Source organism: Chitinophaga filiformis, assembly GCF_021646545.1.
GTDB classification, from domain to species: domain Bacteria; phylum Bacteroidota; class Bacteroidia; order Chitinophagales; family Chitinophagaceae; genus Chitinophaga; species Chitinophaga filiformis_A.
In genome coordinates, this window is record NZ_JAKIRP010000008.1 from 84895 (window position 1) to 97669 (window position 12775).

The window sequence follows — 12775 nt, forward strand, 5'->3', positions numbered from 1 at the left end:
ACCTATTCCTTCCAGTTGACCACGTTAAAATCTTTGTTGAAGGAGCTGCGGTACTTTTTAATGTATTCGGAAGGGTTCATACCGAAAAGCTTAGAGAATTGCTTCCTGAAATATTTCATGTCATTGAGCCCCACCCCGAAGGCGGCTTCATTCACATTACAATCTGTACTAAGCAGCAGGACTGCTGCCCGGCGTAAACGGATAAAGCGGATAAAGGCATTGACGGAATGACCGGAAATGGATTTTACTTTCTTATAGAGATTGGAATGGCTCATGCCTATTTCTGCAGCCAGCATCTTAATATTAAAAGTATCCTTGTCCAGGTTGTCCTCGACGATGGTGATGCAGCGTTCCAGGAAATGTTTGTATTCGGCGGAGATCCTGGCGTCGTTCTTTTTCAGGGTGATCTTGTCGTAAAAGTAATCCTGCAGGGCGTTTCTGTTCTGGAGGATGTTCTCAATACGGGCCAGGAGAAGGTCCTGTTCAAAAGGTTTGGTAATGTAGTCGTCCGCTCCGCATTCAATGCCCTTCAGTTTGATCTCCTGGGACGGGTTGCCGGTGAGCAGGATAATCGGGATATGGCTGAGGGACGGATCCTGTTTGATGGTGGTACACAATTCCATACCGTCCATTCCCTTCATCAGTACGTCACTTATTATAATATCCGGGAAATGTTCCCTGGCTAGCTTCAGTCCATCCTCGCCATTATCTGCCTCCAGGAAAATAAACTTTTCACGGAAGAGCAGTTGCAGATAGCCTCTGATCTCGGCATTATCATCCACCACCAATATAGACCGTTTACTGGTAAAGATGTCTTCCAGCGGACTTTGTTCATTATCAGCTCCCGGCCGTTCCAGGGATATCTCACTGGTGATATTACCCATCAGTTCTTCCAGCATGGCCGGATCGTCGCTCATCTCTTCAAAAATGTATTGTCCGGCGAAATGGCTGGTGCCCTTCCTGAGCTGCACCGTGAAGGAGGTGCCTTGTCCGGGGGAGCTGGTGAGGGATATCTCACCTTTATGGCTTTCGATGAAATGTTTTGACAGGTAGAGACCTATACCAAAACCGGCTTTACCGGAGGTCTGTTTTTCCTTTACCTGGTAGAATTTTTCGAACAGTCGTTGCCCGGCATCTTCGCTGATGCCACAGCCGGTATCGGTGATGTTGACGGTAATATTATCTTCCACTTCATTGACAATAATGCTGACTGTTCCATTTTCAGGTGTAAACTTCAGGGCGTTTGACAGCAGGTTAAACAGGACGATCTCGATCTTCTCCCTATCTGCGTATACTTCCAGCTGCGGATTGGAGCAATTGAATATATAATCGATCTGTTTTCCTTTGGCCTGCTGACTAAAGGACAGGTATACTTCTCTGCAAAGGTTATGGAAGTTCATCCGGGTGATTTTCAGTCTGTCCATCTCACTATCCGCTTTGCGGAACAGTAGCAGCTGGTCGACAAGACTAAGCAGGCGCCGGGCATTCCGGTATACAACTTCCAGTCCGTTGCCGGGAGTCTTATCGGTATTGTTCAGTAGCTCTTTGACCGGATTGATAATCAGCGTTAAAGGTGTCCTGAACTCGTGTGAGATATTCGTAAAAAAGGCCAGTTTCTTTTCGTTCAGCTCTTTCTCCTTTTCTGTTTCGAGGCGCGCCAGGCGGATGTCGAAGGCCAGTTTAGTTTTTTGCGCCTTGTACTGCAGGTAGGTGTACGCCATTCCTGCGATGGCTGCCATGTACAGCAGGTATGCCCACCAGGTACGATACCAGGGTGGCAGGATGGTGATCTGCAGGGTATATTCCCGGGCATTCCAGACGCCTTCCGTATTGGTCGTTTTTATCCGGAAGGTATAGTCGCCTTCATGCAGGCGGGTATAGTTAGCAGTTCTGGATTTGCCGACATAGTTCCATCCTTTATCCCATCCATCCAGGTAATAGGCGTAGTCTATTTTGTCGGGCGCCGAGTACTCGGGTGATACGAAATCGAGCGCCAGCACAGCTTTGTTATAAGGTATCTTCAGTGAGGTGATATGATCTGCCGTTCTTCCGGTAACATAGCGGTCCGCCTGCTCAATGGGCACATTATCAACTTTTAAACCTGTCAGCAATATCCCGGGTGTACCTGAGAAAGAAGGCAGACTGTCGGGGTAGAAAATATTCAGTCCTTTGATGCCGCCAAACATAAACTCACCAGACGGCAGTGCCAGTGCAGCATTATAGTTCAGCTGATTGGAGAGCAGTCCGTCAGACTGCGAATAGTTCTTGAAGGTTTTCTGCCAGGGACTGAATCTTGAGATACCATAGAAGGTGCTGATCCACAGGTTACCGCTCTTGTCTTCCAGTATTTTCAGGATGGAGTTGTTGGCAAGGCCGTCGGCTTTTGTGTATCGCACATAGGTGCCGGTTTCCCTGTTAAACAGGAGCAGGCCGCCGCCTTCAGTACCTATCCAGCAATTGCCGGCTTTGTCCTGGTGAAATACCCGCACAGGATACCCGATATTATATACCTGGTGATGTTTCGTCGCTCTGTCGATCTTTATCAGCGAGGTATAGTCGCCCGCCCAGAAGTCGCCTTTGTTATCTTCCGCCATGGAAAGAATATTGGTAAGGTGGCTGTCGAATATTTCGAACCGGTTGGCAGCTCTGTTGAAACGGTATAAGGGGCTGCCTGTGCAGACACCCGCCCAGAGTGTTTTTGCGGCATCCTCGTAGAGCAGCCAGGTGTTTTTATCTTCTGTACTGTTTGCCTGGTTGAAGCAGGCATAATGGTCAAAAGAACGTTTTGATTTGTTGTAGCGGTAGATGCCTGTGCCCCAGGTAGAGATCCAGATATTATCCTGGAAGTCGCGGATAATACTCGTCACAAAATCGCTGCACAGGGAAGCATCATTACCGGCCAGGTGTCTGAAGTTGGTAAACCGGTTCTGTTTCCTGTTCCAGATACTTAGTCCGCCGCCATCTGTACCGATCCATATATTATGATCCGCATCTTCGCAGAGGGACAGGGTGAAATCATTGATGAGGCTATTGGTGTTCAGTGGATCATGGGTGATGCGCGCAAAGCCGGCTTTTCCCGGATCGAGGATATTAACGCCTCCACGGAGGGTTCCTATCCATTTGCGTCCTTCACGATCTTCAAAGATGGAGAATACAGCTGTGCTGGTAAGCAGGTCTTTATTCCCGGGAGAAGCCAGTTGGGTGATCTTTTCTGTAGATAGTGGCATTGTGAAAATACCTTCCCCGTCGGAGGCAATCCACAGTGTATTATACCGGTCGATGATGAGATGCACGACCCTTTTGGAATGGGTAGTAAGCACGCTGGTGAAGGTATTGGCAGCGAGGTTATATTTATATAGGCCTTCGTCGGTACCCAGCCACAGCTGGCCTTTATGATCTGCCTGTAAGGCGATCCCGTTCCTGATATTATCGTTGATGACCCTTACCACGCCGCTGTTGTTGTCATAAGTACAGAGCCCGAAGTTGCGTACAAATAACCAGGTCTGGCCGGAGGCGTCTATTGTGATCGATGAAACTTCATATTGGGTAGTAATAGCATCCTGGTACCTGAGCGGCGCCTGTCTGGCGGGGCCTGAGGACTTATACACAAGCAGTCCTTCTCCGTTGGTGCCAATGAATATGGTTTCTTTTGCTCCGGGCAGGATAGCGTTCACGGGTACCAGGATCTTCTTCGCCTTTGAGGCTTTGTAAGGGAGGTACTGCAGGCCCGAGAAACGACCGGTGGTATTACTGTAAATGCTAATGCCGCCCCGGGTGCCAATCCAGAGGCGTTTGTGATGATCTTCAGTGATGCAGGCAATCCGGTTGTTAGCCAGGGAATTACTGTCGTTGAATTCATTCCTGTATACAGTGAAATTGTAGCCATCGTAGCGGTTTAATCCGTCGTAAGTGCCAAACCACATAAAACCGTTGTGGTCCTGGTAGATGCTGGTGACCGCATTATTGGAGAGTCCCTGTTCAATACCCAGATAGGTAAGCAGAGGTGGAGCAGCAGCAAAGGAATTGACTGGCAAGCAATACACACACCATACCCAGAGGATGGCAAGCCTCAGATATTTTTTCATATTCACTGTAATTTATACTGTCCCTTATTTTATTTCATAACGACTGTCAGAAAATGTACGGAACTTATTTTAATAAATGAAATTCCCGGACGGAAAATGTTGAATATGAGATGTGATAGGAGAGAAGTGTAATATGATGAAATAGAGTTACCTTGCGGGTATAAATTTAAGTGTTACCCCCGGCTATACACAGCCACAAAACGGACAAGATATGCTTAGAAGTAATGATGCAGCAAAATTCTGGCGTTGGTTTGAAGAGAAGAGTGAAGACTTCCGCTTTTTCAGGGAAATGGATCCGGAAGAGTGCGAAGAATTGTTTGGAGAGCTCACGGAAAGACTTCATCTGTATTGTACCAGCCTGTTTTTCGAGATGCGTAGTGATGTGAATAATGAAGGTGAGCTTATCATTACTGCTGAAGGTGATGAAGATTTCTTTGATGATGCAGAATTCCTGGTATCAAAAGCGCCGACAATTGATCATTGGACGTTTACCGCGCTGATTCCGGCGGAAGAAGACAATGAGGGGATCGAGTACGAAGACCTTGACCTGTCTCCATCTGAAATGTGGTTTACTGCCATTGAAGATGAGAAACATCCGGACAAGCTGAACCTGGTGATCCATTTTAAGGATTATGAGCTTATTAAACAAAGTGAGCATCTTGATACAGCTATTTTTTTGCTCTTGCAAAGTGTATTGGGCGAGAAGATGTTTGCGCAGTATATTAATGTGTATGCGATAACCGAGTTGCCTGGCGATCCTGAAGAAGATGGATATCCGGAGTTGAGTACGTTACCGGAGTATATCGCGGCGATGAGGGAAGAGAGGAAGAAGAGTATTGGATGATGATGAGTGAGATATTGATGGGCGATCAGCACGGCTGAAGCATAAGTCTACGCGGCCACCTATCCGGTGCATGTTGTTGAAGTACTATCCCCATTGTGTACAATATGTCAAAGAACTGTTTCCGTTTGTAAACTTCAGATACGTGTTACTGCGCCCAGCCCACGCGGTCCTGTTTATTGCGGCTGCTGATGCAATGTTAGCACTATTATCCCTGCCTTTTCGGGCGATGTATATAAACTGCAAAATGATGTATACAAGCCGCAAAAATGTGGGACGAAATACAAAAATGTGAGGTTGGGAGTTTAAATTAAGGGTTCACTTGTTTTGACAGGTTTCAAAGCGAATACGTTTCCAAACGGACACAGGTTACATTTATGGAATTTAGGGACAATCTGCATCTCACAAAAAATGAAATACATGAAAGTGTTACTTACTGTTTTGTTAATTGTCCTTTTAAAGCTCACCGCCTTCTCCACCGCCCAATTTCCCGATAAGATCGTCTATAAGGGGAAGGAGTACAACATGCATAGCAATCCCCTGGAAAGTTATTTTACCCGGCATCCGGAGAAACGTCCCCGGGCAGGACTCTCCTCCACAGCACTCTGGCGGGGATACATTGCAACCTTCGAAGTACGCGAGGGTACGCTTTACTTGAAGGATATCGAGGTCATGGTGAGGGACACAGCCAGAAAAGACGGATACGGTACGAAATTTCAAAGCGTCCTGGAGCAGGTTTTTCCAGGACAAACTGATATCAAGGTCGACTGGATGACAGGTCTGCTGGTCATCCCTTATGGTAAATTGGTCAATTATGTGCATATGGGATACGGTTCCAGCTACAAGCACTACATCCTGCTGGAAATAGACAAAGGAGCCGTCAAAAAAGATAAACACCTTAGCTACCGCAAATATGAAGCCTTTAAAAACAAACAGTTCCTGGCCTTTAAGAAAACAGATGAATACCAGCAACTCAAGGCCTCCCTGCTGCAAAAGGAGAACATGGGAGAAGAAAACCTGGACGACTTCCTGAAAAGCTTCATCATCGACTATACGTCCCGGATCCTGGTCGATTAATGAGAAACATAATATATTTGCACAACTTTATCCCTTTATATGAAATCAATATTGACCTTGTTACTGCTCCTGGCAACCCTGTTCGCTGCTGCACAGCAAACAAAACAAGACTCGTTGCTATTTGATCAGGCTGCGGCCCTCCTCTCCGGTGGAAAATATGATGAGGCATTGACCATCGTAAACCGCCTTATCAGCAACCGCAAAAATGCAGAATACTTTGATCTGCGCGGTGAGATCTACATGCGCAAGGATATCGCAGATACCGCACTGTTCAACTTTAACGCCGCGCTCATGCTGGATCCGCAAAATCCTTACATATACTCTCATCGTGCATCCGTTTTTCTGTCTTTCCAGATGCCGGACGAGGGGATCGAAGACTATAACCAGGCCATAAAACTGATCAAAGGCAACGATACCCTGAAGTACAGTATGATCGGCAACCGTGGTAGCGCGCGTCAGATGAAACGTGATTTCCAGGGCGCATACGAAGACTTTAAGACAGCACTGACTTTTGATTCTGTCAACATACAGGCCCTTATCAGTATGGGTTCTATCCTCGATGATCTCGGTAAGCCAAGGGAAGGTATCACATACCTCGAGAAGGCCGTCCGTCTTTCTGCGAACGAAGTCAGCGCCATCGGCAATCTCGGTTTCCGCTATATAGATTTTGGTGAATACAAAAAGGCAATCGCGATGTTCAACAGGGTGCTTGAACTTTCTCCGAACGATGGTGTGGCCTATAACAACAGAGGCTACGTGAAATACAAAATGAACGATCTGAAAGGGGCCCTTAAAGATATTGAGCTCTCGATCAAATATTATCCGGCCAACTCTTATGCTTTCCGTAACAGTGCCCTCATCCACCTTGCTATGAAACAGCAGGATAAAGCCTGTGAGGACCTTCAGCATGCTATAGAACTAGGATTTACACCCATGTATGGTAATGAGGTGCAGGAGCTGTTAGAAAAGCACTGCTTGCTAAAGACAAAATAATAACATGAGAGAAAGTGAGCCCGCATCCATTAACCAGTTTAAAAGGAGCTGTTTTTATTTTGAAAAGCTGGAAAATGAATGATATCTTGGCTAGCGTTAACACACATTTCAATATTTAACTAAAATCTAATCCCTGTACTGTGAAAAAAGCATCTATGATGTGTGGCATGGCCATTGTCGCCGCACTTACCTTTTCATCCTGCGCTACTATTTTTGGAGGTACCCGTTACACCTTCGTAGTAAATTCTCATCCCGGCGATGCCAAATTGGTGATTACCAACAAAAAGGGGCGTGAAGTCTTTAGCGGCAATACACCCGCTACGGTACGACTGAAATCCGGTGCCGGCTACTTTTCTCCGGCCCGGTATACTGTAAAGTTCACTAAACCCGGATATGAGGAATTTACAATGCCTATCCATTTTAAATTAAATGGTTGGTATTTCGGAAACATCCTGATCGGCGGAGCTGTTGGTATGTTAGTCGTGGATCCGCTGACTGGAGGTATGTGGAAAGTTGGCAATGCAGATAAGCAGATCTACAAGACATTGAAGCCACAAGCGGGAACTGAACCATCTCTGACTATTATCGATGTAGAACATGTCGATGGTGCAATGAAGGAGCGGTTAGTGAAGATCAATTAGTTTATTAAGATTTCTTCCTCTAGGATACACCTGCAGGAAGAAATCTTATTCGTCGTGTTCTGTAAAGCGGAACGTTGAGAATTGGTGTCGGGAAAACGGATACGGTACTACGCGTCAGTAAAAAGCCCCCATAAAGTTGACTTTATGAGGGCTTATCCAAGAACTAATTTCAATTATACGTTGCCGGATGTCTTATCACTATTACCAGCTTCCGGGGCCGGAGTATGATCTGCTGCAAGTCCTTCCGCAGCGGGTGCTTCCTCTTCCACAGCCACTGTATCCTGTTCCTCGGTCGTCGCCAGATCAGCAGTGTCGATGTCTTTCTCTTTCTTTTTACGGGAGAAAAGGTTTTTCAGGAAGCCGATCAATGCAAGGAAACCAATAGCGATGAACTTCCAGCCTGCAGCCAGGAACTTCAGTAAAACAGCGAATAAGCCAGCCTTTGCAAGTACCTTACCTGCTACCAGTCCGCCGATGGTCCATACCGCTATCTTGTCGATCTTCGGATCAAAATCACTATAGGCATTACCACTGGTAAAGGAGGACATATTCAATACCTTGTCGATGTTGGCTTTAACGAGTGGCAATTCATCCATCGTACAAACGGCTTTCAGAGAAAGAACGCCATGACGTCCCAGTACACGTACGTCGTAATTCAGCGTATTAGCACCTTCCTGGTCGCCAAATTTGATTTCCTTGGCCCAGTGCAGTACTTTCTTTTCCTTGTCATAATAGGGCTTCTGTGCCCATCCAACGAAATGCAGGGTAGGGTAACCACCTTGTACACGCGCTTTGTTGGTTTCTTTTTCGTCTTCCTGCATCTTCTTCAGCATGTCGTCATAGTCGATCTTTTCCGCATCGTCATCTTTCACGTACCCCATGTCTTCGTACTCAACGACAAAAACATAAGAGCCATCAGTAAAAGGGTCGGAGTTTTCCGGAAATATCATACCTAGTACATCCTCAGCACCGGAAGGAGGATTACCCCAGAGTTCTGTCAATACCCATTTACTCTGTTGCTGGTTGAGGAATTTGAATCCTTTAGGCACGTCAACCGTGGCTTTACCGCCCGGAAGGTTGATCAGGCCGGTTTCAAATTTCTGCGCTTTTCTCACAGAATCAATGAAGTGCTCCAGTTGCTCTTTATAGATCTCAGTAGAATCTTTAGCGGGAACTGCTGCATTCAGGGTCAATGCACCCAGCAACAGTACAGTCATGTACAAAGTTTTTAGCATGTAGTATTCGGTTGTAGTTCGATAAAGGGATTTATTTATGATAATTTCTTAAAGGGGTAAACCTGAATATTAAACGTTATTGTCCTGAACGTGCAAATATAGAAAAATAGTTTATGTTTTCAAACAAATGTAAAAAGCCCCCACTGCACCCTTCCCCGGCCGCGCAAGTCCGGCGTTAAGGCTATGCCATAGCTAATGACCGCATCAAGGATATATGTAGCAGCTAGCTGGCAATTACAGCACTTCCGGCTAGCACGGACCATGCAGTGCTGTTCGTATTTGCTCGGGGAAGAAGGGGGGACTGTATATAACTTCTTCTGTCGTTTTGAAAAAAAGCGTTAACTTAACAAGAGACTATAGATAAATGTTAATCCCTGACCTATGCATTCTCCCCGACACTTTGAAAATGAAAACTTAAAAGAAAGAAGCACTTATATTTTTAGACTTCTTATTGGAATTGCTGCACTAATCGGCTCTCAATTTTTACTACCAATTCTTAGGCCTAACCGGTTCTCCGGTTCCATGGGAGAATGGGTAATTACTTTTGTGCTTATCTTGCTTTTGACAATAGATCTGTTATTCGATAAAATGTTTGTGAGTATTACTTTTGACCCAATTGTTAAGAGAATAACTTTAAGAACCATGACCTTACTTAATGGGACGGAAGTCAAAGATTACAATTATCCGGACATAACCTTTAAATGTGGTAAAGACCCGGGAGGTACGAGCAAGCAAGCGAAAGAATTTGTTGAGATCTATAGCCGGCGAAATCGGTTGATAAAGCTCGAGAAGGCTTGTATCGGAGACTATTCTTTTGACAATATACTCGCAGAATTGAAGCAACTGGTAAGTGTAAGCTGACAAAATATGCAGATGCAGGCAATGGGGACGTTACGTGCCGCTGGTTTAGAGGAATCGTTCCTGAATATACGAAAGCCTGATAAATGAGACTGTTCATCGGGCGACATTCAACAAAACAGCCTTCAAGTCTTTCGATCTGAAGGCTTTTGAAATTAATAAAGTCAAGTTAACTGTTCGCAGGTTCTTCTTCTTCTTTCTTTGAAGGAATAACACCCCAGATCAATGCCCCGATAATCAACAGCGCAACTATTTTACCGCCATATCTTGTGTAGAAAGGCAATTTATTAAGTTGTTCTTTGTTTTGCTTTTGTGATGCTAAAATTGCATCTACTTTGTCTTGCGGCATATCATAAAAAGAGTCCGATTTTTCATCGAAGAGAACCAATTTAGGTTCTTCTGTGACGTATAATGGTAGGAAGTAAGCGATGTTGTATTCTTTATGAAGTGTCGCCACGTCAATAAAATTGCCATGGTCTGACTTAAATTCATCGGTATCTGGTAAGTCATACACTTTCTTTAATACTTCTCTTTCCCCCATAGGAATTTTAATGCCCGCAAATACAGAAGTTGAGGAGAACGCAATTAGTAAAGCGATAAAAATTGGACGGATCATGGGAATAAATGCTAATTTAATATTACTTGTTTAAGGGTATAGCTTAGACTTATAGTCTATAGGGCTAATTTCAAAATAAAAATACATTTTTTATTTAAATATGATAAAATAAAAGTATACTATATAATTCGTCAATAATTACTGCAACTTTTCCGGATAGTGCCGAATACACCTGCAGCGGCCAGACGGAACTTCACTCATACTATATGGTATTTTCTTTATTATATTTACAGGAACTTGAGCAATGACTTTACTAAATCACTGGTTTTTATGACAAAAATGGAACAGGCTTTTCAATTGTTTGATGCATATAATCAACAGGACCCTTCACGGATAACATGGGATGGGAATCAATATGCATCTGAATATTTTTACGCTATTCAATTGTATGAATGGGTAAAGAAGCTGAATCCGGAGGCCAGTGAACCACTTCTACTTGCTTCAAGATGTCAGCATATAGGAAGATGGGAAATCGCCAGAGAAACGTACCCCGAAGGGAGAGTAGGTTACTTGAAATGGAGAAACGATCTGTCGCATTTTCATGCACGGAAAGCCACGGAAATATTGCAGTCAATAGGGTATGACGCGGACACCATTTCCAGGGTCAATGAAATTGTTTTGAAGAAAAGACTTAAAACGGATGCTGATGTCCAAACGATGGAGGATGCCCTTTGCCTGGTGTTCCTGTCATTTCAGTATGATGATCTTATAAAGAAACATACAGAAGAAAAGATGATTGGTATTTTGCAAAAGACATGGGCAAAGATGAGCGAAGAAGGAAGGCAGGTAGCCTTGTCCCTTACTTATAGTAACGCCGGACAAATGCTCTTGAATAAAGCACTAAACGGTGGCGATCAATAGTATTTGCGCGGCTTGTCCCAGGTATGATCGAGGGCAGCCAATTTGGTGCCGGGCACAATTTCCTGGATATTTGATGAAGAAATTTCGCAGGCTGGTTCGCCAATGGCAGCTAGCCTGCACTCACTAACAGGCGTTCGCGAGTGCTGTATTTGTCATACTCTCTTTTTTTTGTTCCATCAGTGTTCTGAAATTATCAAGATGGCGGCTACCCCATTTATCCATTTCCTGTATTACCGGTAGTAAAGATTCGCCGAATTCAGTCAGGTAATATTCAACGCGCGGAGGCAGTTCAGGATAGATCACCCGCTTTACAATACCATGAAATTCCAGTTCCCGCAACTGAAGATTTAACACGCGACGCGTGGCGGACGGTACTTTTTTCTGCAGTTCATTGGGCCTGCGTATACCATTACTGATCAGAAAGAGCAGATAAGATTTCCATTTGCCGCCAATGATCTCCATGATAATGGAAATACCACAGTTAAACTCTTTTGGCATTTTTTTCTCGTACATAACCGATCATTTATAAGTGGTACAAAAGTACACCTATGTTCCGGACAAAGCAGGTATGGAAAAAATTTTCCATACCCGCAAATAATTTCCCGTATTGGTAGTCGTCTGTGAAAAATTTCTCTTTGCATTAGAATTGTAAGTAATGAGAGCTTATCATTTCCTTCAAAATCATTTAAACAATCGATATGCGAGAAAAAGTATCTATTATAGGGTTAGGCGCTATGGGATCAGTACTGGCTCAGTTACTGGTGCAGGAGAAGCAGATGGTGACTGTCTGGAACAGAACGGCAGCAAAAGCTGAGCAGCTTGTTAAAGATGGCGCCAATTACACTGCTGATATTCATGCAGCGGTTCATGCCAGTCCGCTGGTCATTATTTGTGTACTGGATTATGCGGTCACTTATGAGCTCCTCCGGGACGTGGATGTTCAAGGTAAGACGATCGTCCAGTTAAGCACCGGCACGCCGCAGGATGCGCGGGAAATGGCAGCCATGATGCAATCACGCGGCGCTTTGTACCTGGACGGGGCGATACTGGCTACACCTTCCCAGATGGGGCAGCCGTCTACCCCAATCTTCCTTTCGGGTGCCGAAACCGCATTTAAGCGCAGTGAAGCGGTTTTAAAGATGCTTGCCGGCACACTGCTGTATATGGGTGATGCCCCGGGTGCCGCAGCTGCATGGGATCTCGCTGCGCTCTCCAGTATGTTCGGAATGATGTTTGGATTCTTCCATGGTGCGCGCATAATAGAGGCCGAGGGGCTGGAGGTGGCTGCCCTGGGTAATATGATATCCGATATCTCCCCTGTATTGGGACAGATGGTGAAAAGCACAGCAGATGATATACAGCAGGAGCATTATACTTCTCCTCAAAGTTCGCTGGAGATATGTGCCCTTAGTTTTGAGCTGATGAAACGCCAGGCGGCGGAGAGTCGCATTGAGGCGCCGTTCCCTGCATTTGCGTTGGAACTTTTTAATAAAGCCAGAGCGGCAGGATATGGGGATGAGAGGTTGGCAGCGATGATGAAGGTGCTGCGGTAATATCAGGTAAAAAGA

11 protein-coding genes are annotated in these 12775 nt (G+C 45.1%); 7 read left to right on the top strand and 4 right to left on the bottom strand.

What is annotated here, in order from left to right; translation table 11 throughout:
• Nucleotides 1–2 precede the first annotated feature (2 nt).
• On the bottom strand, nucleotides 3–4085 hold the full coding sequence (locus tag L3C95_RS19610; protein ID WP_236390250.1) for a two-component regulator propeller domain-containing protein: 4083 nt from the start codon (nucleotides 4083–4085) through the stop codon (nucleotides 3–5).
• 211 nt (nucleotides 4086–4296) lie between these two features.
• On the opposite strand from L3C95_RS19610, the gene L3C95_RS19615 reads away from it, so the two are divergent.
• The 4 genes from L3C95_RS19615 (at nucleotide 4297) to L3C95_RS19630 (ending at nucleotide 7637) form a co-directional block, all read left to right on the top strand.
• A complete protein-coding gene (locus tag L3C95_RS19615; RefSeq protein WP_236390251.1) occupies nucleotides 4297–4929 on the top strand; it encodes a hypothetical protein in 633 nt (210 codons plus the stop codon).
• Between the two features lie 417 nt (nucleotides 4930–5346).
• Entirely contained in the window at nucleotides 5347–6003 is a 657-nt protein-coding gene (locus L3C95_RS19620) for a hypothetical protein (protein WP_236390252.1), read from the top strand.
• Nucleotides 6004–6042: 39 nt separating this feature from the next.
• Complete coding sequence (locus tag L3C95_RS19625; protein ID WP_236390253.1) at nucleotides 6043–6996, top strand: tetratricopeptide repeat protein; 954 nt, start codon at nucleotides 6043–6045, stop codon at nucleotides 6994–6996.
• Between the two features lie 140 nt (nucleotides 6997–7136).
• Nucleotides 7137–7637, top strand: a complete 501-nt coding sequence (locus tag L3C95_RS19630; protein ID WP_236390254.1) for a hypothetical protein — start codon at nucleotides 7137–7139, stop codon at nucleotides 7635–7637.
• A 173-nt stretch (nucleotides 7638–7810) separates the two neighbouring features.
• Here L3C95_RS19630 and L3C95_RS19635 read toward each other — a convergent pair whose 3' ends face one another.
• Entirely contained in the window at nucleotides 7811–8854 is a 1044-nt protein-coding gene (locus tag L3C95_RS19635) for a DUF2167 domain-containing protein (RefSeq protein ID WP_236390256.1), read from the bottom strand.
• 660 nt (nucleotides 8855–9514) lie between these two features.
• On the opposite strand from L3C95_RS19635, the gene L3C95_RS19640 reads away from it, so the two are divergent.
• Nucleotides 9515–9733 carry a hypothetical protein gene (locus tag L3C95_RS19640; protein WP_236390258.1) on the top strand — a complete coding sequence of 73 codons (219 nt, stop codon included), beginning with the start codon at nucleotides 9515–9517 and terminating at the stop codon, nucleotides 9731–9733.
• Nucleotides 9734–9899: 166 nt separating this feature from the next.
• Here the strand turns inward: L3C95_RS19640 and L3C95_RS19645 are convergent, their stop codons facing one another.
• Nucleotides 9900–10346: a hypothetical protein gene (locus L3C95_RS19645; RefSeq protein WP_236390260.1), complete on the bottom strand. Its 447-nt coding sequence runs from the start codon at nucleotides 10344–10346 to the stop codon at nucleotides 9900–9902.
• 270 nt (nucleotides 10347–10616) lie between these two features.
• Between L3C95_RS19645 and L3C95_RS19650 the strand changes: the two genes are divergently transcribed.
• Nucleotides 10617–11207 carry a DUF4202 domain-containing protein gene (locus tag L3C95_RS19650; protein ID WP_236390262.1) on the top strand — a complete coding sequence of 197 codons (591 nt, stop codon included), beginning with the start codon at nucleotides 10617–10619 and terminating at the stop codon, nucleotides 11205–11207.
• A gap of 123 nt (nucleotides 11208–11330) precedes the next feature.
• Here L3C95_RS19650 and L3C95_RS19655 read toward each other — a convergent pair whose 3' ends face one another.
• Nucleotides 11331–11720: a winged helix-turn-helix transcriptional regulator gene (locus tag L3C95_RS19655; protein ID WP_236390263.1), complete on the bottom strand. Its 390-nt coding sequence runs from the start codon at nucleotides 11718–11720 to the stop codon at nucleotides 11331–11333.
• Nucleotides 11721–11905: 185 nt separating this feature from the next.
• Between L3C95_RS19655 and L3C95_RS19660 the strand changes: the two genes are divergently transcribed.
• Nucleotides 11906–12760: an NAD(P)-dependent oxidoreductase gene (locus tag L3C95_RS19660; RefSeq protein ID WP_236390264.1), complete on the top strand. Its 855-nt coding sequence runs from the start codon at nucleotides 11906–11908 to the stop codon at nucleotides 12758–12760.
• Nucleotides 12761–12775: the final 15 nt, after the last annotated feature.